Origin of the sequence: Bradyrhizobium sp. 604_D8_N2_3 (assembly GCF_051810765.1) — a bacterium.
In the GTDB taxonomy this organism is placed as follows: domain Bacteria; phylum Pseudomonadota; class Alphaproteobacteria; order Rhizobiales; family Xanthobacteraceae; genus Bradyrhizobium; species Bradyrhizobium barranii.
Window position 1 is genome coordinate 6,375,967 of sequence record NZ_JBPWPM010000001.1, and the last position, 21,132, is coordinate 6,397,098.

A 21,132-nucleotide genomic window follows, 5' to 3' on the forward strand; every position below is an offset into this window, starting at 1 on the left:
TGCCAAATCTGCCCTGAACGCGCCGGCCCGGCCTTTTCCACAGCGCCGGAAAGGGCTAGATACCGCGCGTCTAGGTTTCAGGCAGATCTTATCAGGAACGGCAACTTGCGAATTTCGATCATCCAGTCCTGCTATATCCCCTGGAAGGGCTTTTTCGACCTTATCGGGCAGTGCGACGAGTATGTGATCTACGATCGCATGCAGTTCGTGAAGCGACATTGGCACAATCGAAATCGGATCAAGACCGCAAACGGCCTGGAATGGCTCACGATACCTGTCATCACGAAGGGACGGTTCGATCAGCCGATCGACGAGGTCCTGATCGAGAAATCTTGGGCCGAGAAGCACTGGCGAGCGCTCGAGCTCGCTTATCGCCGTGCACCGTTCTTCGAAGCTCTGGCGCCCCTTGTGAGGGGCTGGTATGAGCGCGCCGACAAGGAGACGCATCTCACGGCCGTCAACGAATTGTTCACGCGCGAGATTGCAAGTCTGCTTGGGCTGAGGACGAACATCGTCAGGGATATGGCCTATCCAGCAGACGGCGCCAAGACGGAGAGATTGCTCGCGATTGCAGCGGCCGCGGGCGCCCGGCGCTATCTTAGCGGGCCTTCCGCACGCGCCTACCTCGACGAAGCGCTGTTTGCCGCCGCCGGGATCGCCACCGACTGGATGAGCTACGACGGCTATCCGGAGTATCCGCAACTTCATGGCAGCTTCGAACATGCCGTGAGCGTGCTCGATGTCCTCTTCAACACTGGTCCTGAAGCACCGCGCTTCATCATCCCACAGACCATGGACTGAGTCTCAGACTGCTCTTCAATGGCGAATGTGAAAAGCTCGAACGGCGCAGTGGCGAATGCCCTCCTTGCCATCAAAAATATTCCAAATCATTGAAATATTTAAACAATATTAGTTCGAAACCATCCCGAGCGTACGTCAAAATTCTGCATTCTCAGAAACCTGTCGACCGAATTGACCCATGGCATACCGAAACAAGGTTTCGCGGAATACTGAGGTGGCAGGTTCCGCCGAGGTCTGGACCGCTCCCTGCGAAAAGCGCTTCCAAGACCGTGCATTTCGCCGCGTTCATCACCGTGGTTGTCGGAGGTGCTGTAAGTTTGCCCGTCGAGTTTGCCTGTCGTATGACAGGTTGTTCGTTGGCCATCCGTCACGTCCTAACGGCATTTGCAAGATCGCGGCGTTCGCGAATTACCTTAGTTTCGAAGAGAAGTTTGATGGATAGAGCAGAGCGCGACAGATTGCCCGGAGGCGAAGGTTTTGAACGGCAGTACCCGCGATATAGATTCGTGTTCGCTCCATTGAAATGCCGGAAAGTCACGCACCACGCGCGCTCGGCCCTCTTCTGCGCACGGCGGAGCGGCAGATGAAAATCTCGATCGTCACCACTCTTTACCGATCGGCAGCCTATGTCGAGGAATTTTACCGGCGAACGATCGAAGTGGCACGCCAGATCACCGGTGAAATCGAACTAATAATCGTGAATGACGGCTCCCCAGACGACAGCCTGGAGAGGGCGCTGAAAGTGCAGAGATCGGATCCTCGGGTCATCGTCCTCGATCTTTCCCGAAATTTCGGACACTACAAGGCAATCATGACGGGATTGGCTCATGCCTCCGGCGAGCTCGTCTTCCTGATCGACAGCGACCTTGAAGAGCAGCCGGAAGATCTTGCGTCGTTCTATGAACGCTTTCGTCGGGGCGATTGCGACGTCGTGTACGGCGTACAGCAGACCCGACGCGGCGGTTTTCTGGAGCGCACCGGAGGCGCGGTGTTTTTCGCGCTCGTCGATGCACTCGGCGACCGACCGCTGCCGCGCAATCTCGTGACCTCGCGATTGATGACGGCCGCTTATGTCAAGGCGCTGGTCCGCCATCGCGACCGGGAGTTCGTTATGTCCGATCTCTGGGCGGTCACCGGGTTTCGACAAATCCCCATGACCGTCGCAAAGCTATCGAGCTCGCCGTCGACCTACTCGGTGTGGAGGCGGATCGATCTTGCGGTTAAGCACCTGACCACCTCTTCGACGCGACTGCTGTATCTCGTCTTCTACACGGGGTTGTCGATCTTCTTCTCCTCGATCTGTGTCGTGCTCTACTTCCTGCTGCGCTACCTCACGAACGGAATCGGGGTGAGTGGATTCACCTCGCAGATTATTTCGCTGTGGTTTCTCGGAGGCCTCATCACGCTGATCCTCGGCATACTGGGTATTTACATGGCCAGCATCCTGGCCGAGACCAAGCGCAGACCTTACACTATCGTGCGCTCCGTGCACCGGTCGTCCAGGCCCGCCGTGGAGCAGATGCAGCCCGCTTCCCTCCTTGATACAGAAGGCCGAGAGTGACAGACGCGAGCCAAGAACGAATCTTGTCCGATGTCGCGGCATACTATGCCGCCAGACTGGAGATGCACGGCGCGACGTCGCGGGGCGTCGATTGGAACGGCACCGAATCGCATCAAATTCGCCACCGGCAATTTCTCCGCCTTATCGAGCACGATCAGGACGGATCGATCATCGATCTCGGCTGCGGCTTTGGGGATTTTCTGGGATTTCTCAGAAGCGCAGGCCATCGCGGACATTTCAGAGGGTACGATGTCGCGCGCAGCATGATCGAGGCTGCTCGCAAGGTTCACGGAGAAGGCGACGACCGGTGCTGGCATGTGGGTGCCTCCCCAGAAGCAACGGCGGACTTCGCCATTGCAAGCGGCGTATTTAACGTCAGGGGCGAGGTCGGGGACGAGGCATGGCTCGGCTACATCCGCCGAACCCTGGATGTGCTCGCCGGCGCCGGACGCAAGGGGTTTGGCTTCAACGTCTTGAGCCTTTCGAGTGATCCCGACCGGCGAAGACCTAACCTGTACTATGCCGACCCGACATTGATGCTCGGTTACTGCCTGTCGCGGTATGGGCGATCTGTCGCGCTCTTGCAGGACTACGGACTTTACGAGTTCACCGTGCTGGTGCGGCATCCGGAGACGAAGCCTTGATCGACGCGGCCTCATCGACCGCCCACTGTCCGCTTTGCGGCAGCGGCGCCGCCGCGCTGACGCCCCCGCATCCCAGCCGGTCGATGTTGAGCGACGGAAGAGTGATTCCCCGCGCACTGACCAAAATGTCTTGCCTTGCCTGCGGCTCCGCCTTCCACGCGTCGAGCACGGCCGAAGTCGACATTCGCGCCATCTACGATGACGATTACACACTCGCCTCGGCTGCGCCGAAATCGGATGCGGCCCGAGCACGGGCGTACGGCGATTGGATCCGCAGCGAATTCAATCCACCGAGGTCCATTCTGGAAATCGGATGCGGCTCGGGGGCGCTGCTGTCCGAGCTTTTGCAAACCTGGCCCGACGCGCATGCCTGCGGTGTGGACCCCGCCCTGCCGAAGACGACCCAGTCACAGCGGAACATTTCGCTTGTTCGCGGATTTGTCGAGGACATCCCCACCGTCGCGGGCGCCTTCGATCTGATCGTCGCCGTCAATGTCATCGAGCACACGACGAGCCCCAGCGCATTCCTCCGCTCCCTCCGCGATCATCTTGCTCCGAACGGACGTATCGTCATCATATGTCCGGACGGACATTCGCCGAACGTGGAACTGCTGTTCTTCGACCATCTTTACAGCCTGACGCGAGACGGCCTCCGGATCTGCGGCAGAGGCGCGGCTCTGGCAGCAGAAAAGCAAATACCGGCGCCAAACAATATCGGCGATTTCCAGATGTCAGTCTTCACCGCGCAGACTGATAATAGCCATGCGCCCCCCGCGGACGCCACCGATGCGGCGCGGCTTCATTCTGACCGGCAGTCGTACCTCGATGGTTGGCGAATGCTGGACCAGTTTCTGCTCGAGAGATCGCGATCCACTGCAAATCTGCTGAGCTTTGGTGCCGGCCAGACGGCGGCCTTGCTGCGGGCCTATGCGCCGCAAACCTGGGCACGCGTGGCCTCGCTCGTACTTGACGATCCGACCGAGGCCTGGAATCTGGGGCCGCCCGTTGCACTTTATCGGCATGCGGTCCAGACTCCCGGCAGGCCGACGCTGATCGCGACTACGCCTCGCGTTCAGCAGGCTGTCGCCAAGCGTCTGGAACGCGATGGCCTCTACCCTGTTACATGGAACGAACTGATACCCAGATGAATACGCCCCAGAACGAAACTCCCCGGCGCTATGGTGTCCTCCGGCAGGAACAATCGACGAACGAGATCGAGAGGACGTGCGAGTCCATCCGGCGGTTGGGATATGGCGTAATCAATGGCGGTTATGGCCACGAACAGCTCGCAGCGCTGGCGGATGCTTTTGACCGGACGCAGGAGCGTTATGCGACCCGCCACGGCGGCGTCGATGCGCTCAGATCAATCGACGAGCACAACACGATCCGGTTGCCCCTTGCGCACGAACCAGTCTTCCTCCAACTGGCCAGCAACGACAGAATCTTGGAGATCTGCAGCCGGCTGATCTCCGGTTACGCGGTGCTCAACCAGCAGAACGGCATCATCAATCCGCCAAATGGAAAGCCGTACAATCAGGGTTTATGGCACAGAGATCTGCCGTACCAGCATTTCGTATCTTCGCGCCCGCTGGCCATCAATGCGCTATTCTGCCTCGACGCGTTCACGCTGGAAAACGGAGCCACGAAGGTGCTGCCGGCCTCACACCGTCAGGAGGACTTTCCGTCTGATGATTTCGTGAACACACAAGCCTTGCCCGTGGCTGCACCTGCAGGCTCGTTCATCGTGCTTGACTGCATGGTGTTCCATAGCGGCGGCGTCAACACGACGGTGAGACCGCGCCGCGCAGTCAATCATGTCTACACCATTCCGTTGATCAGCCAGCAGATCGATCTGCCGAGCGCGCTGGGAGATACGTTCACCTCCGACAGCAAGCTGCGCAGATTGCTCGGCTACGACGTGCGTCAGCCCGGATCGGTCGCCGACTACCTCGCGCAGCGACCGAAAAAGTCCTGACATTTTCAGTAGGAAATTGACCCTTCCCATACGGCAAGGCCAAAGCCGGTCGCCCCGTATCCGTTGCCGTTATGCGCCAGCCACAAGCGAGACTTGTGCCAGAACAGCGCCGGGTAGCAGGTCATCTCGCTATCCCATCCGTGCTCCGAAACACCAAGTCCCATCTCGGCATCGCACCGCTCCCAATTCAAGCCGCTGTCCCTGGATATCGCGGCGCCGATACGATAGCTGGCGCCTCGGCAGGCGAAGCACATCAGAAGATTATCGCCGATTTTCACCACGCTCGGGCGCGCCAGCGCATATTCGGTTTCGTCCGCGAATCCAATCGCCGTCTTGCCATCCCGTCCCCAGTGAATTCCGTCGACCGATCGTGCCTGCTTGATCACGTGCTGCATATCGGCGTTGCCCACCGCCGGCGCGACATTTGAACCGTACCACATCCGCCAGTCGCCAAGACCGAACTGCAGCACGCAAGGGTAGGAGAGCGTGTAGGGGTCTTCCGGCGAACGGTCCAGGATCGGACCAGGTGAGTACCGTGCGAATGCACCGCCCGAGGAAGAGGATCGCGCAAGCCCGATGGCATTTCGCCAGGGTGAGCGAATTCCGAGGTTCCAGCCCATATAGTAGATCGAAACCCCTTCGTCCGTGACAACGACGCTTCCAATACCAACCCCGCTGTCGTCGAACGCGCCGTCCGCTCCTGGTGCAAGCACGGGAGCTAGCGCGGCATCGAGGACACGAGGCGTGTCGCATACCTCAACATCCACCCATCCGACATGCGATTTCTTGTCCGCGTCGCGCGAGCTGAAGAAGAAGCGAAAAATGTCACCATCCAGATGGATCGGCGTAGGCAGTGCCGCATGACTGCGCGCCCAGGGCAGCGTTCCGCTCGAAGCATAGACAAGGCCCAGGCGCCGCCACGACATAGCGCGCCTCAGAGATTTCGAAGGCGGTTGCTGGGCACTGGCGAGCGCTCGGACCCGCGCGGTGCAACCACCGAGAAGTCCGGCTGATCCTCCAGCACCAAAGCGCCGGCGCCGAGCACGCATTTCTTTCCCATCGTCACATGATCGCGGATCGTCGCGTTGACGCCCACGAAACTCCCCTGCCCGACCCGCACGCCGCCGGATACCACGACGTGCGAGGCGATGAACACATCATCCTCGATCGTCGAATGATGCCCGATATGGTTGCCACTCCATAGGGTCACATTGGCGCCCACCGTCGCGAACGGCTGGATCGTGTTGTCTTCGAGGATGAAACAGTTCTCCCTGAGGTCGAAGCCGGGAAACACGGTCGCGCGGCTGCTCAGATAGCTCGCGAGCCGATAGCCCTTTGTCCGCGCCGCCGCGACCTTCTCGGTCCGTACCGCATTGATCTTGGCGTAGCTGACGGCCACAAAGCAGTCGAAACTGGCGGGCGAAAACCTCTCCGCGACATCCTCGAAGGCCACCACCGGCCGTCCGCGAAACTCATGCTGCTTCAGGAACGCAGCGTCGACCGTGAATGCGGCAACCTCGTATTGCGAATCGTGCGTGAAATAGAAATCGGCTAACTCGGCGATTTCACCCGTTCCAAAAACGACGATTGGTTGCTTCTGCACGATATCTCCCACCGGAATTTCCTAGCGCGATTTTCCGCGCATCTCAATTACAAAGCACCTGATCGTCAACTCGCTCCATTCTACTCCGAAGAAATCCGCAACGTCCAACCCGAATGGTATCGAGAGCGGAAATCAAAGGGCCGCCGGCGTTAGCGCCGCCTGCATAACATCAGGTAGTTCAGTGGGACAGGATAAAGCCACCAAGCAGGTCTTGATGAAGCGGGAGGTGATGTCCGCCGTCATCCACGACGGGTTCGCGGGAGTCCGATGCGTTCATCAGATCTCCCGCGTCGCTCGTCCAGAGCGGCAGTTGCGAGGTGTCGATGATGCTCGAGCTCGATTGCCCGCTGGCGCTAGCCGCGAAGATGAAGTGGTCTCCGGCGACAGTCGCTGTCGCCACGGTGTTCGAATGGCTGGGAACGCCGATCGCGCCATCCCCATTCAAGTCCTGCTGGAAGCTGATCTCCAGGTTCTGGAACGCGCTGGTGTTACCAGGCCCGGGCATGTAGAAATTTCCGGTGTAGTTGCCGCTGCTATCGGTGCTCCAGACCGAGTATTGGCCTGTGGCAGCGTTTTTCCAGGCCACCTCGTAGCCATTCGAAACCGTCTCGGCGCCGATCGGAACATAGCTGCCGAATTGGCCGGCGGTGACCGTGGCCCCCTGGTATTTTAGCATCGGCCCAGTTCCGCCGGCTACGGGATTGAGGAGATAGTTGTTTCCCGAAGAGACCAGTGCGGTCGTTCCGATCGCCTCAATTACTGACGGAGGGAGCCCGATGGTCCCGTCACCATTTAGGTCTTGGTTGAAGCTGCTCTCCAGAGCCTCGAGCCCCGCAGCATTGCCTGGACCAGGCATGAAGAGGTTGCCGGTATAGTTGCCGCTGCTGTCCGTGGTCCAGATCGAATATTGACCGGTGGACGCATTCTTCCAAGCTACCTCGTAGCCGTTCGAAATCGGCTCGACGCCGAGCGGCGTATAGCCGCCGAACTGCCCAGCCGTAACCGCAGTCCCCTGATATTTGAGCGTCGGCCCAGTTCCGCCGGCTACGGGATTGAGGAGATAGTTGTTCTCCAAAGAGACCAATGCGGTCGTTCCAATGGCCTCGATCGTCGAGGATATCGCCGAAGACGCGACTCCGATCGTACCGTCACCGTTTAGGTCCTGATGGAAGCTGGGCTCCAGGGTCTCGAACGCAGTATCATGGCCTAAACCGGGCATGTAGAAATTGCCGGTATAGTTGCCGCTGGCATCCGTGCTCCAGATCGAATACTGGCCGGTCGTGGCATTCTTCCAGGCAACTTCGTAGCCATTCGAAACCGCCTCTGCGCCGATCGGAATGTAATCGCCGAATTGGCCCGCAGTGACGGCCACGCCCTGATACATCAACTCCTGCGCGCTGCCGCCACCGACCGGGCCAAGAAAATAATGGGCGCCCAACCGGTCCAGCTCAATCGAACCGGCGGCCTCGACAACGAACGGAACAAGCGCGCCGATCAGGCCATCGCCGTTCAGATCCTGTCCAAAACTCGTCTCGAGGTTCTCGAACGCAGCACTATCGCCCGAACCCGGCATGAATAGGTTGCCGGTGTAATTGCCATTGGAGTCTGTGCTCCAGACCGAATATTGTCCTGTCGTCGTATTCTTCCAGGCGACCTCGTAGCCGCCCGAAATCTGCTCGGCGCCGATTGGAATGTAATCGCCGAACTGCCCGACAGTGATCGCGGGCCCACTATACTTCAGCGTCGGCCCTGTGCCACCGGCCGTCGGATTGACGTAATAGTTGCCACCCAGCTGCACCAGGCTGGTCGTACCGACCGCCTCGATCACGACTGGCGTGATCTGGCTGATCAGCCTCGCACTCGTCACCGTACCGTCGGCGAACTGGAAGCTTTCCACTCCCGTCACCGTATCGGTGCCGTCAGGCGAACCGGAGCGCTGATCGACCAGCGTAAATGTCTGCGTCGCCGAATTGTACGTGACGGCGTAATTGGCCTGACTGTCTGAATACGCTGCCGTATCGGTGCCCGTGCCGCCAATAATGGTGTCGTTGCCGCCGCCCCCAGTGATCGTATCGTTGCCGCCGCCGCCGTTCAGCACGTTGGCGATGGCGTTGCCGATGATCGTATCGTTGCCGGAGCCGCCGGTGGCATTGTCGATGTAGGAGCGCGCGTCGTTGTTGTAGAGATAGGCGTTGTAGACGTTGCCTGAGGCGTAATGGTCGTAGCCGAGATTTTGGTTGTCGCCGAGATTGGCCCGTTGCACGGTTGAGAACAGCGACGTCGCGCCAGGATTGAGATTGATGCTCAGATTCGTCGTATAGTTGGACAGATCGTAGGTATCGATGCCGCCGCCGTCCCAGATCGTCTCGTAGATGCGGTTGGCCGAGTTGCCGGTGCCGCCGCCCGGCGCGAGTTGCCCGACACCGTTGATGAACTCCTGACCCGTGGTGGGATTCCAGGAGTAGACGGTGTTCCCGCCCTGGGTCGCGTAGTTCGCGCCGTACATTGTCTGGAGCGCGAGGATATCGTTGGCCATATAGGTCTGCGGATATCCGTAAGCCTCGTTGCTGTAGCCGGCGGTCGTCGAGGCGCCGACATAGCTGCGATAGCTCATGATGGTGTATTCGCTGTCGTCATGCGCACTCGGCACCGCGACATTGGCGGGGCCGCCGGTCTCCTGGCTGTGCTTGAGACCGAGAGCGTGGCCCAGTTCGTGCATCGCGGTCGTGAAATAATAATTGCCGAGCTTGGCCAGCGAGTAATTGTATTGGGTCCCGAACCAGACGTCGCCGCCGGCCGCATAGTCGCCGGGGTAGTAGGCGTAGGAGGTTGCGGGCTTCGACGACTGCGCGATCATGATGTCCGCGCCGTCGGTCCCCACGTACTGGATGCTGGCGTTGGTGTAGCCGAGGATCAGTCCGATCGCGTAGTTGATCGCCGCCTGCATCGCGCTTGGCGCCGCGGCGAAGCCAGACGATGTCGGCTCACTGTTGCCGCCGTAATAAGGATTGGAGTAGTCGCTGGCCAAGTCGGGAAAGCTATAGGTGATCGTGCCGGTCCACTTGTAGCCCGACAGCAAGCCGTCAATATCGGCGTTGTTGGTGGCACCAACGGTGACAGAATTAGCCAATGGTCTCTCCGGAGCAACGGATCACGCGATTCGCGGACGAAGGCGTGTGATTCTAGCTTGAGAGCTATACGTTTGGTTAAAATTCGGCAGCGGCCGCCGGCCCCCTTTCATAAGGCCGTATTAGCCATCAAATCAAGTAGCGGTACGCGCCGAGGGCAAGGATTCAGGTCCCGCCTGCGGGTATGATCTGTAAGGGAAATCATGAAACCAGGCCTATTTTCAGTCGGTCTCATTGGGGTCATGGCGGTGTTCGCCGGGCCGGATCGTCTGCCCATCGGAGAACAGCCCGCCATGGTCGGGAAAGCCAATGCAGACGACGGCGGCAGGGACAAAGGCAATGAAAGCGGTAAGGCGGGACGCGCCCCCTCCATGCCTATGGCCCGCGACCCCGCGGCGACGGTCACCCGGGAATACGAGACCGCGCGTCAGAACGGAACCAGGGAGGCGTTCGAGCTCTTCATTGCGCGCCACGGCGATGACCCGCTGGCCGAGCAGGCACGCGACGAGCTGAAGCGCCTGTCGCGCTGATCCCTTCATGCAGCGCAGCAAACCGCACCAAGCACTGCATTTTGACAGGCGGCATCCGCGCCGGCGCAGACTTGCCGCATGATGTTTCGGCACTATGGTGGCTCCGCAATCTGACCCGGAGCCTCTCACGATGCCCTTTCCGCATGCCTCGGAAGCCCTGTCGCGCTTCACCGTGCTCGATCTGACCCGCGTCCGGTCCGGGCCCACCTGTGTGCGGCAGCTCGCGGACTGGGGCGCCAATGTCGTCAAGATCGACGCGCTGACCGAGGATTCCGGCGGCGAGCAGCCGGGCGGGCCGCGGCGAGGGTCCGACTTCCAGAATTTGCATCGCAACAAGCGGGCGATGTCGCTGAACCTGAAGGACGAGCGCGGGCTCGCCGTGTTCAAGCGCCTCGCCGCCAAGGCCGACGTCGTGGTCGAGAATTTCCGTCCCGACGTGAAGAAGAAGCTCGGCATCGACTATGAGAGCCTGCGCGAGATCAATCCGCGCATCGTCTATGGCAGCATCTCCGGCTTCGGACAGGACGGCCCCTACCACAAGCGGCCGGGCTTCGATCAGATCGCTCAGGGCATGGGCGGACTGATGTCGATCACCGGCGCGCCGGGCGAAGGGCCGATGCGGGTCGGCATTCCCGTCGCCGACCTCACGGCCGGCTTGTTCTGCGCCACGGGCATCCTCACCGCGCTGCTCGAGCGCGAGGTCTCCGGCAAGGGACAGTGGGTGCAGACCTCGCTGCTCCAGGCCCAGATCTTCATGCTCGACTTCCAGGCCGCGCGCTGGCTGATGGAGAAGGAAGTCGCCAAGCAGGCCGGCAACAACCATCCGACCAGCATCCCGACCGGCGTGTTCAAGACCTCGGACGGCTACATCAACATCGCCACCACGGGCGGACGGATTTGGGAGCGTTGCGCGCAGGCGATCGGCGCGCCGGAGCTCTACAGCCGTCCTGATTATGCGACCGCCCCGGCCCGCTCCAAGAATCGCGACGCGCTCAACGCCGAGATCGAAAAGCGCACGGTCACGAAGTCGACCGAGACCTGGGTCCGCGAGTTCAACGACGCCGGCGTGCCCTGCGGACCGATCTACGCTATCGACCAGATGTTCGAGGACGCGCAGGTCAAACATCTCGGCATCGCGCAGGACGTGCCAAACGACGAGGACCGCCACATCCGCTTGGTCGGCCAACCCGTCACGCTGTCGCGCACGCCGAGCAAGATGGTGGCGCGGCCGCCGGAATTCGGCGAGCAGACTGATGAGGTGCTGAAGGAGTTCGGGTTCGACCAGGAGGAAATCGCAGCTCTAAAGGCTGCCAAGGTCGTTTGAACTACAAAACGACCAGGAGAGCGTGGATAACGAAGAAGCAGTGGGAGTTCCGCAAGCGTTAGCGCAATGCTTTCTCCCGTGCGGCCCGTAGATCAGCTGACGCCTGCGCAGGGCTCATTACCGGCCCTCGGCTGGGCGGTGGCTCATTGAGGTCTCGAGCCCAAGGTGCACCGGTTTTAACGGTCGCGACCGAGGAAGCCTGATCGGAGCTCACGCAGGACGAGACAACAAGGCTGACCAAAACCGCCTCTGTGATCCGCCCCGACCTCCTTACTTTCTTGGCCATTTGAGAACCATTCATCAGAGTAAGACGTTTGGCACGGGCTCGGTCAGGCAAAGGTGTGTTGAGGTTTCCTTCTGCCGATTCTGTTAATATAGACAAGTTCTCGGATATAGCTATTGGCTTGGAAGTAGCCAAATCGACACCGCGGAAAGAGCCCCGCCTCAGATTAGCCAAATAGCGTTCATGGTGAGCTCTTCGGATGGCCCCTAAGATTCATGACCGAATGTCCTGCCCAACATGCGGGTCTGTTTACGAACGTTCAATGCGGTTCGTTCCCTTAGCGGAAGCCGGACAATTCCAATGTCCCGGTTGCGGCGAGGTGTTCGCCCAATGGTACACTCAGTACTTGCCGATTTATACGTTGCTCAAAGCCCGCTCAAAGCTTGGCACCGCAAAGCCTTTCACGCGCACTCATATTGGAAAGCCCAATGTTGCAGCGATATTCGACGAAATCTTGGACCCTGCACCTGAATGCAGTGATTTCGTTGAGCGGTCGTGGCGGCCTCAATACAAACCAACTTAATACTTCGAGTAGATCGACGTTCGCCTCCCTCGTCAGAGAATGGTCCGCTCTGAAGAACCGATGAGATCAGCGCGAGATGGTGACGCTTAGATGCGGCCCCAGGCTAAGCGTTTGGGATGTGGCACTAGCCGGCCTTCTCTCGCTCCAGCTAGTGGGACGAGGACTTTGGCTGCTGCGTTCAAGCGCCTCGCCGCCAAGGCCGACGTCGTGGTCGAGAATTTCCGTCCCGACGTGAAGAAGAAGCTCGGCATCGACTATGAGAGCCTGCGCGAGATCAATCCGCGCATCGTCTATGGCAGCATCTCCGGCTTCGGACAGGACGGCCCCTACCACAAGCGGCCGGGCTTCGATCAGATCGCTCAGGGCATGGGCGGACTGATGTCGATCACCGGCGCGCCGGGCGAAGGGCCGATGCGGGTCGGCATTCCCGTCGCCGACCTCACGGCCGGCTTGTTCTGCGCCACGGGCATCCTCACCGCGCTGCTCGAGCGCGAGGTCTCCGGCAAGGGACAGTGGGTGCAGACCTCGCTGCTCCAGGCCCAGATCTTCATGCTCGACTTCCAGGCCGCGCGCTGGCTGATGGAGAAGGAAGTCGCCAAGCAGGCCGGCAACAACCATCCGACCAGCATCCCGACCGGCGTGTTCAAGACCTCGGACGGCTACATCAACATCGCCACCACGGGCGGACGGATCTGGGAGCGTTGCGCGCAGGCGATCGGCGCCCCCGAGCTCTTTAGCCATCCCGGCTATGCGACCGCGCCCTCACGCTCCAAGAACCGGGACGCGCTCAACGCCGAGCTTGAGGAGCGCACCGTGACCAAGTCGACCGAGACCTGGGTCCGCGAGTTCAACGACGCCAGCGTGCCCTGCGGGCCGATCTACGCCATCGACCAGATGTTCGAGGACGCGCAGGTCAAACATCTCGGCATGGCGCAGGACGTGCCGAACGACGAGAACCGCGCAATCCGCCTGGTCGGGCAGCCCGTCACGCTGTCGCGCACGCCGAGCAAGATGGTGGCGCGGCCGCCGGAATTCGGCGAGCAGACGAGCGAAGTGCTCGCCGAGTTCGGCTTCGCCCCTGACGAAACTGCCGAACTGAGACGAGCGAAGGTCGTTTGACGTCGTGCAGCGCTAACGCGCACGGCCCGCTAGGGCCTGCGCACGGCTCGGGGATCGTCTCGCGGGCCTGCCTGAAGCGATCTGCCGAGGCGATCTCGGACCGAAGAATATCATGCTCCAGGGGAGCAGAACCGCGGGTCATCGTTGTCGTCCAACTCAAATCGTACCTGGCGGTCTGCTCCGCCGCGCATCTGAAGCGGTGCCGAGCCCATGCCTGCATCACCCGGATTCCCGAGCTGCCGCGCTAGGCTGCCTTCTCGCCTGATCTGCGAACCAGCCTTCCTGCCAGCAATGATCCGTTGATTTATATCGTTCTACGATATATTTCCGGCGCCGGCCGATGTGATCGGCGCCGCTTCATCATCCTCACAATCGCGTTATCCCGATCGGACCAAGATGCCCCGCCCCATCCCCGCCAATTCAATGCCGCGCCTCTGCGACTTCACGACAGACCGGCGCGTTCTCATGCTGGTCGCCATGGCTGTCTTCGTCGGCGCGGGTGGCTCCGGTACGGCGTGGCTGTTGCTGCGCGCCATCGCGCTCGTCACCAATGCCGTGTGGCTGCACACGCTGAGCACGCAGACCCTCTCGACAGCCAATCTGAAACCCGACGCCTGGATGGTTGCGGCCCCGGCCATTGGCGGCCTCGTCATCGGCCTAATGGCGCGCTTCGGGTCCGAAAAAATTCGCGGCCACGGCATTCCCGAGGCGATCGAGGCGATCCTGATCGGCGGCAGCCGTTTGCAGCCGAAAGTTGCCGTCCTCAAGCCGCTGTCGTCGGCGATCTCGATCGGCACCGGTGGGCCGTTCGGCGCAGAGGGCCCGATCATCATGACCGGCGGTGCGTTGGGCTCTCTCTTCGCGCAATGCTTCCATCTCAGCGCGGCCGAGCGCAAGGCGTTGCTGGTGGCCGGTGCCGCCGCGGGAATGACGGCCATCTTCGGAACACCGATCGCCGCCGTCATGCTCGCCGTCGAGCTTCTCCTGTTCGAGCTGAAGCCGCGCAGCCTGATCCCCGTGATCGCCGCCTGCGTGGTCTCGTCGTCGCTGCGCCCCTGGCTGATCGGCAGCGGCGCACTGTTTCCGTTCGCCGGCCAGCTCGATCTGCCCTGGTGGGGGCCGCTTGCCTGCGTGAGTGTCGGCGTGGTCGCGGGACTGCAATCGGGATTGCTGACCACACTGCTATACAAGGCCGAGGATTATTTCAGTCACCTGCCGATCCACTGGATGTGGTGGCCAGCGATCGGCGGACTGTTCGTCGGCGCCGGTGGCTTGATCGAACCGCGGGCGCTCGGTGTCGGCTACGACATCATCGGCGACCTGCTCAACGACAACATCGTGGTATCGGCCGCGGTGCTGATCCTGCTGGTAAAGTCCGCGACTTGGATCGTCGCCCTGGCGTCGGGCACATCTGGGGGCGTCCTCGCGCCGCTTCTCATTTTCGGCGGCTGCGTCGGCTGGCTCGAAGGACAATTGCTGCCGGGGTCGCATGGGGCCTGGGCGCTCGTCGGCATGGCCGCGATGATGGGTGGCACCATGCGCTCGCCGCTGACCGGTATCCTGTTCGCCGTCCAACTCACCGGCGACTTTCCGCTGCTCGGATCGCTTCTGATTGCCACGAGCGCCTCCTATGCGCTCACCGTATTGCTGCTCAAGCGCTCGATCCTCACGGAGAAAATCGCGCGGCGCGGCCAGCACGTGGTGCGCGAATACGGCATCGATCCCTTCGAACTGCTCCGCGTCAACGACGTGATGGTGACGGACGTCGATACGCTGCCGGCAACGATGACGGTCGGCGAAGCGGTGACGTTCTTCTCCGGGAACGGGCGGCGTCACAAGTCCTATCCGCTGATCGATGCGGACGGTCAGGTCTCGGGTCTCGTCGGCCGCTCGGATGTCCTGCGCTGGCGAGCGGAAAGCGCCGACGGTCGCGACACCCTGTTCGACTGCGCCTCGGACCGCTCGCTCACACTCGGTTATCCCGACGAACCGGTGTCACATCTTGCGGATCGGATGGTTCTGGCCGACGTCGGGCGCGTGCCGATCGTCGAACGCGCGAGCGGGCATCTCGTCGGCCTGGTTGCCCGCAAGGATCTCCTGCGCATTCGCGCCACCGCAAGATCCGTCGAGAAGCAGCGCTCGGCCTTCTTCGGCCTCGGCCGCCGCAGCCCGTCAGAACAGGTGACCACCCTTGACGACGCGCGGCTTTAGACAGCGGATTCGCCTCGCCGACGATCTGCGCCTACGACCCTCTTTGCTAGTTCGACGCGGGTTTCGCCCGCCCCGTCCATCCGCCAAGAAGACCGTCGATCACCGGCCAAAGTAGCAACAGGATGGCCAACGTCGTGATCGGGCCGACCAGACCGTTCGACCAGAACACCTTGAGGTTGCCGCCGGACCCGATCATCGGCAGGTGGAAGGCATCCTCGGCGCGGTTGCCGAGCACGAAGACTAGGAGGCGGGCGTCGTCTGAGTCCGCTCAGAACAGGGGCAGTCTCGCATTGGGTAAAACGTTGGATGCCTGTCCGTTCGGGGCCGCCCGGCCCGACCGGATAAGCCTTATTGACCCTCCATCCCGGTTTTCACGAAAAAAGAGTCTCCGTTCCGGCCGTTCCTAGTTGTTCATGCAAGGCTGCTTTAACCACAGGTGCTCTAGATTTCAGCCCATTCAAAGCGGAATGAACCCAATGGCGATCGATTCCCGGACGGTTAGCTACAGCATCATTGTCCCGGTCTTCAATGAGGAGGCCGTTCTCCCGATATTGCTGCGCCGGCTCGACCTGCTGCTGACCCGGCTCAACGGGCCGGCGGAGGTCATTATCGTCGACGATGGCAGCAGCGATTCCGGCACCATCGTGCTGGAAGCACTCGTCAAACGCGATCCGCGCTATCGCTTGATCGGCCTGTCGCGCAATTTCGGCCACCAAGTCGCTATTACCGCCGGCATGGACGCGGCGCAGGGCCAAGCGATTGTGGTTATGGATGCCGATCTGCAGGACCCGCCTGAGGTCGTGGAGCAACTCATCGCCAAATGGGAAGAAGGTTACGAAGTCGTCTATGCGCGGCGCCTGTCGCGCGCTGGCGAAAGCCGGTTTAAGCGCTCGACGGCCCATCTGTTCTACCGGATACTCGGGCGCATGACCTCGGTTCGGATTCCGGCCGACGTCGGTGACTTCCGCCTGATCGATCGCAAGGTGCTCGACGCGCTGCGCCAGATGCCGGAGCGGGACCGCTTCGTGCGCGGCATGATCGCCTGGCTCGGCTTCCGGCAGACTGAAGTGACCTTCCATCGCCTTGAGCGCGCGGCCGGCGAAACAAAATATCCTCTGCTCAAGATGACCCGTCTTGCGTTGGCTGCAGCGCTCGGCTTTTCCGATGTGCCCTTACGCCTGGCAATCTGGTGTGGGCTCGTGGTGTCGTGTCTGGCCCTCCTCTACGGCGGCTGGGTGCTTGTGCTGTGGATGAGCAAGGACAGCCACCTGGTTGCCGGCTGGTCCTCGACCATGGTCGTCATATCGCTCCTATGCGGACTTAACATGCTGATGACGGGCATCGTCGGGCTCTACATCGGCCGCATTCATGCCGAGGTGAAACACCGTCCACTCTACGTCGTGCAGAAGCGGTTGGGCTTCGATCGCGCCCAGGCTGCGCCGGCGGGCGCCGCAGCTCACGCTATGCACGAATAGTGAGCCCACATGAGCGAGCTCTTCGACCAGTACCGCAGCAATTACCGGGACGTCGTCCAATCATCGATCGACTTCTCGGGCCTGCCCCACAGCTTCTTCATGCGCTCCAAAGCCGACCTCCTGCGCGACCTGACCGCGCGGCGTCTCGGATCGGCAAATCCCGCGATGCTCGACGTCGGTTGCGGCGTCGGCAGCTTTCATCCGTTGCTGCGCGGCATGGTCGGCAGCCTGACCGGCATCGATGTTTCATCGGAGAGTATCGAGCAGGCGCGCGCCGACAATCCCGGCGGCGAGTACCGCGCCTTCGACGGCAGGAGCTTTCCCTTCGACGACGACAGTTTCGATATCGTGACTGCGATTTGCGTGCTGCACCACGTCGCGCCTGCGCAATGGACCAACTTCATCAATGAGATGCGGCGCGTGGCGCGCCCGGGGGGCCTTATCTGCATCATCGAGCACAATCCCCTCAATCCGCTTACCCGCCTTGCCGTTGCGCGCTGCGAATTCGATCGCGACGCCGTGTTGCTCAGCGCTCGCAAGGCACGGAGATTGATGGCGGCTAGCGGTTTGCAGAAGATCGGCGCGCATCATTTCCTACTGTTGCCCTGGGAGGCAGAGCCGGCACGCCGCGTCGAGGGTGCCTTGAGGCATATTCCGCTCGGCGCCCAATACGCCGCCTTTGGTACCGCCTGAACTATTTCTACAACACATCCAACCGCCGATGGGCGACCGCCACATTGTCGCTGAAGATGCATTGCCAGTCCGGCGGGCAGTGGAGCAGCGTCACCCCCGGCGTGTCCAGCTCAAGCAGTGTCGCATCAAGCTTGTATTCGTCGAGCAGCTTGAGAAAATCGCGCCTGATGGGGCCAAATAGACGCGCCCCAGAAGGCAATCACTACAAGAGCCAGCGCTCCAATTCCTAGTAGCAGAAGAACGGCTTCCAGCATGACGAATCAAGCTCCGTCCGCAAATAGGATATTTTCTCGCGAAAGCCGGGATTAACCAACGTCTTCCTGCACGGGACAGGGATCGGCGGCGCTCTCAGTAAGGACCTCGCCGGCTTCTGAGCTGTAGTTCCAGATTTTCATAGCGAGTTCTCAGTATTTGATCCACGCAAGCAGCGCGATATCGCGCGGCCGCGCCTCGGAGCCGCCGAGCCCGCCGTTAACGCCACCGCTCGCGCCGGTAGTCGGCGACTGCGCGACAGCCGTAGCGCCACCAGGCGAATTGTAGAAGTGAGACGGTGCGCAACTTGGTATCGGCGCCGAAGGGTCGGTCATGAGTTGCTCAATTAGAGGTTGCGAATTAGATTGTCGCCCCGCTGGGGGAATCCAATTTGATCCATCGGTTTGTTGCGCCCGGCTGCCGTTCGCTGTCCGTTCTCGCTCAACGCGTCTATCGGAGGATGGACCGGGAATGGAAATATTAACCTGACCTCTTCAACTTGAGCCAGACGGGGGCGAAACCAATGACGCTCGGCGCACGCTCAGGCGGCGAACCATCTCCGGGGTGACGGCAAATGATCGATAGTAATGATGACTATTCGCGAAGGTTTCAGGAACTAAGGCCATTTCTCGTAAATGACAAAGGTCTCAGATACGCGGACTTCATCAAGACGCTGACGCCCAACTATACGAGGCTCTATCTGGATATTGCGCTCGGCTACTTTGCGCTGATTGTTACTTTTGCGTTTGTCCGCGCCGTGCCCGTGGAAATGGACTATGGACTGCTATTTACTGTGTTTGCTGGTGCAATCTCTATTGGCTTCTGGATCGCCTACCTGCAACTGTTCCTTCATGAAGGCGCTCACTTCAATTTCGCCCCTGATAGAGGACAGAGTGATTTTCTATGCAACATTCTGGTTGCTTGGATGATAGGCACATCTGTTCAGCAGTACCGCATCACCCATTTTCAGCATCATCGCGCGCTCGGCAGAATCGACGACAGCGAATCGACTTATTTCTCCTCGCTTAATCTGGCATTTCTGATCAAGGCTCTGTTTGGCGTCCGAGTGATGGAAGTGCTGCGGTCGCGCACCGAACTCGAAGCTAAAGCCAAGAGGGTCGATCGAGGCACATGGGTCAGGCCCATGGGTCTCCTTGCGCACATCGCAATCGTCACGATTTCCTTCTTTTCTCGCGAGCTACTTTTTTGCGCCGCGTGGGTCCTGGGGACTGTGATGTTTTTCCCCCTCTTCGGCGCTCTTCGCCAGTTGCTGGAACATAGAGACCCCTCTGCGGATCCATGTGTCGACTACAATGAGCATGATCATGGCGCCTATACGAGGGTGTTTGGACCCGGCATATTCGCTTCGGTATTCGGAGCCGCGGGATTCAATCGCCACCTACTGCACCACTGGGAGCCGCAGGTTTCCTATACCAACTTGCATGAAATGGAGACATATCTCCTCAAGACGGAGTTAGCATCGGTTATCGAGCAGCGTCGCTCCACATATTTGAAAACGTTCCTCAGTCTCTTCAGGTTCACATGACCAAAATAACGTGCCCGATTTGTGCCGATGGTTCTGTGCGTCATTTCGCGAAAGCCAACGACGTTGAGTATTTTACATCCGGCAGGCTCTTCGATTTCTACCGCTGTGACAGCTGCGATATTCTGTTCATTTACCCGATGCTGTCGGATCGGCTGAATGAAATCTATCCATCCAACTATTATTCGTTTCACGCCAATGCAGCCGATACCTTGGCACTACGCTTCAAGAAGCGTCTTGACGACAGGGCTTTCCAAGCAATCACCAAACAACTCAATGGAGAACGCCTGTCTGCATTAGACGTTGGAGGCGGAATCGGTTGGCTCCTCGACGGGCTGAAGAGAGCCGATTCCAGAATTGCTGATACAACCGTCGTAGACATTGATGCTGGAGCGGCCGATGTCGCCCGCGCCAAAGGTCACAACTTTCACCTCACGCCTATTGAAGGCTTCGAGACTGAAAAAACGTTTGACTTGATTTTGATGCTAAACCTGATCGAGCACGTTCCAGATCCGATCCAGATACTGAAAAAGGCAAAGAGCCTGCTTTCTCCTGGTGGTCTCATTTGGATTAAAACGCCCAACTACGACTCGCTAGACGCTCGTATTTTTAGATATCGTTCCTGGGGAGGATATCACACGCCTCGACATTTTGTTCTCTTCACCAAACCTAGCTTCATTCGTCACTGTGAATCCGCGGGCCTTCATGTTTTGAATTGCTCGTATACGCAAGGCGCCCCATTCTGGACCGTAAGCGCCATTAACGAATTAAAGCGCCTTGGCCTCGCGGAGGTGTCAGCTGCACGGCCATCGCTGCAGAACAGCCTTACTCCCTTTTTTCATCTGCTTTTTGCGGCGTTCGATTTTGTCAGGATGCCTTTCTCTAAGACGTCGCAGATGAATTGCATCCTCACGGCCCAATCATCCACTTCTGAGACATCATCGGCAACACCGATTTCGAGGGCGAAGTTGGGGTCAAGCAGGATTTCTGGCGGTGCGTGATCACGTCGCTCCAATAGGAATCAGCGCGCGGGCCGGACGGCAATCTGAATCCCGGCTCCATATGAATGCCATGGCTGAGAAGACTCCCGACGCAGCCTAGAAGAGCTGCGAGATCTGCGTGCAAGATCATCCGTTTGGCGAGAATTCTCCGACCTCTCTCAGCCATCACCACACGCAAAGACCTGCGCTCAGGACGTGCCGAACGACGAGGACCGCCACATTCGACTGGTCGGCCAACCCGTCACGCTGTCGCGCACGCCGAGCAAGATGGTGGCGCGGCCGCCGGAATTCGGCGAGCAGACCGACGAGATCTTGAAGGAGTTCGGCCTCAGTGCAGACGAGATCGCGACGCTCTGGAACGCCAAGGTGGTGTGAAAGAACGGCCGCGTCGCGACAGCCGGCCTTTCGGGTCCGGGCCGCCGCGGTGATCACCATCGGCCGCGCATTGACGGCTTAAGCAACCATC

Annotated in this window: 16 protein-coding genes and 3 pseudogenes; 14 read left to right on the plus strand and 5 right to left on the minus strand. The window is 60.2% G+C overall.

Features of this window, described 5'->3' with window-relative positions; translation table 11 throughout:
• Positions 1-105: 105 nt before the first annotated feature.
• The 5 genes from AB7245_RS30595 to AB7245_RS30615 all read left to right on the plus strand — a co-directional run bounded on the left by AB7245_RS30595 (position 106) and on the right by AB7245_RS30615 (position 4,981).
• Positions 106-801: a WbqC family protein gene (locus tag AB7245_RS30595; RefSeq protein WP_354134161.1), complete on the plus strand. Its 696-nt coding sequence runs from the start codon at positions 106-108 to the stop codon at positions 799-801.
• 583 nt (positions 802-1,384) lie between these two features.
• On the plus strand, positions 1,385-2,362 hold the full coding sequence (locus AB7245_RS30600) for a glycosyltransferase family 2 protein (protein ID WP_212095417.1): 978 nt from the start codon (positions 1,385-1,387) through the stop codon (positions 2,360-2,362).
• Between the two features lie 23 nt (positions 2,363-2,385).
• Positions 2,386-3,006, plus strand: coding sequence for a class I SAM-dependent methyltransferase (locus AB7245_RS30605; protein ID WP_354134162.1), 621 nt, complete (start codon positions 2,386-2,388; stop codon positions 3,004-3,006).
• Positions 3,003-4,154 (plus strand): class I SAM-dependent methyltransferase, encoded by a 1,152-nt coding sequence (locus AB7245_RS30610; protein WP_354134163.1) that lies wholly within the window; start codon positions 3,003-3,005, stop codon positions 4,152-4,154. Before AB7245_RS30605 ends, AB7245_RS30610 begins: the two co-directional genes overlap by 4 nt.
• Positions 4,151-4,981, plus strand: coding sequence for a phytanoyl-CoA dioxygenase family protein (locus tag AB7245_RS30615; RefSeq protein WP_354134164.1), 831 nt, complete (start codon positions 4,151-4,153; stop codon positions 4,979-4,981). The genes AB7245_RS30610 and AB7245_RS30615 overlap by 4 nt, the downstream gene beginning before the upstream one ends.
• A gap of 5 nt (positions 4,982-4,986) precedes the next feature.
• Here the strand turns inward: AB7245_RS30615 and AB7245_RS30620 are convergent, their stop codons facing one another.
• The 3 genes from AB7245_RS30620 to AB7245_RS30630 form a co-directional block, all read right to left on the minus strand.
• Positions 4,987-5,907, minus strand: a complete 921-nt coding sequence (locus AB7245_RS30620; protein WP_439035259.1) for a hypothetical protein — start codon at positions 5,905-5,907, stop codon at positions 4,987-4,989.
• Between the two features lie 8 nt (positions 5,908-5,915).
• Positions 5,916-6,584 (minus strand): acetyltransferase, encoded by a 669-nt coding sequence (locus AB7245_RS30625; protein ID WP_439035260.1) that lies wholly within the window; start codon positions 6,582-6,584, stop codon positions 5,916-5,918.
• A 178-nt stretch (positions 6,585-6,762) separates the two neighbouring features.
• Positions 6,763-9,714 carry a M10 family metallopeptidase C-terminal domain-containing protein gene (locus AB7245_RS30630; RefSeq protein ID WP_354134167.1) on the minus strand — a complete coding sequence of 984 codons (2,952 nt, stop codon included), beginning with the start codon at positions 9,712-9,714 and terminating at the stop codon, positions 6,763-6,765.
• A 201-nt stretch (positions 9,715-9,915) separates the two neighbouring features.
• Here AB7245_RS30630 and AB7245_RS30635 point away from each other — a divergent pair, with 201 nt between their 5' ends.
• The 4 genes and pseudogenes from AB7245_RS30635 to AB7245_RS30650 all read left to right on the plus strand — a co-directional run bounded on the left by AB7245_RS30635 (position 9,916) and on the right by AB7245_RS30650 (position 15,702).
• Entirely contained in the window at positions 9,916-10,242 is a 327-nt protein-coding gene (locus AB7245_RS30635) for a hypothetical protein (RefSeq protein ID WP_224517384.1), read from the plus strand.
• A gap of 130 nt (positions 10,243-10,372) precedes the next feature.
• Positions 10,373-11,566: a CaiB/BaiF CoA transferase family protein gene (locus AB7245_RS30640; protein ID WP_439035261.1), complete on the plus strand. Its 1,194-nt coding sequence runs from the start codon at positions 10,373-10,375 to the stop codon at positions 11,564-11,566.
• Between the two features lie 983 nt (positions 11,567-12,549).
• Positions 12,550-13,491, plus strand: a pseudogene (locus AB7245_RS30645) (CaiB/BaiF CoA transferase family protein); the annotation flags it as partial.
• Positions 13,492-13,887: 396 nt separating this feature from the next.
• Positions 13,888-15,702, plus strand: a complete 1,815-nt coding sequence (locus AB7245_RS30650) for a chloride channel protein (RefSeq protein ID WP_439035262.1) — start codon at positions 13,888-13,890, stop codon at positions 15,700-15,702.
• 46 nt (positions 15,703-15,748) lie between these two features.
• Here AB7245_RS30650 and AB7245_RS30655 read toward each other — a convergent pair.
• A pseudogene (locus AB7245_RS30655) lies at positions 15,749-15,946 on the minus strand (tripartite tricarboxylate transporter permease); the annotation flags it as partial.
• Between the two features lie 232 nt (positions 15,947-16,178).
• Here AB7245_RS30655 and AB7245_RS30660 point away from each other — a divergent pair.
• Entirely contained in the window at positions 16,179-17,177 is a 999-nt protein-coding gene (locus AB7245_RS30660; protein ID WP_212102442.1) for a glycosyltransferase family 2 protein, read from the plus strand.
• A gap of 9 nt (positions 17,178-17,186) precedes the next feature.
• Complete coding sequence (locus AB7245_RS30665) at positions 17,187-17,870, plus strand: class I SAM-dependent methyltransferase (RefSeq protein WP_212102441.1); 684 nt, start codon at positions 17,187-17,189, stop codon at positions 17,868-17,870.
• 404 nt (positions 17,871-18,274) lie between these two features.
• Here AB7245_RS30665 and AB7245_RS30670 read toward each other — a convergent pair whose 3' ends face one another.
• Complete coding sequence (locus tag AB7245_RS30670; RefSeq protein ID WP_439035263.1) at positions 18,275-18,457, minus strand: hypothetical protein; 183 nt, start codon at positions 18,455-18,457, stop codon at positions 18,275-18,277.
• Positions 18,458-18,696: 239 nt separating this feature from the next.
• On the opposite strand from AB7245_RS30670, the gene AB7245_RS30675 reads away from it, so the two are divergent.
• The 3 genes and pseudogenes from AB7245_RS30675 to AB7245_RS30685 all read left to right on the plus strand — a co-directional run.
• Complete coding sequence (locus AB7245_RS30675) at positions 18,697-19,668, plus strand: fatty acid desaturase family protein (RefSeq protein WP_354134170.1); 972 nt, start codon at positions 18,697-18,699, stop codon at positions 19,666-19,668.
• Positions 19,665-20,666: a class I SAM-dependent methyltransferase gene (locus AB7245_RS30680; protein WP_354134171.1), complete on the plus strand. Its 1,002-nt coding sequence runs from the start codon at positions 19,665-19,667 to the stop codon at positions 20,664-20,666. The genes AB7245_RS30675 and AB7245_RS30680 overlap by 4 nt, the downstream gene beginning before the upstream one ends.
• Positions 20,667-20,852: 186 nt before the next feature.
• Positions 20,853-21,041: pseudogene (locus AB7245_RS30685) on the plus strand (CoA transferase); the annotation flags it as partial.
• Between the last annotated feature and the right edge of the window lie 91 nt (positions 21,042-21,132).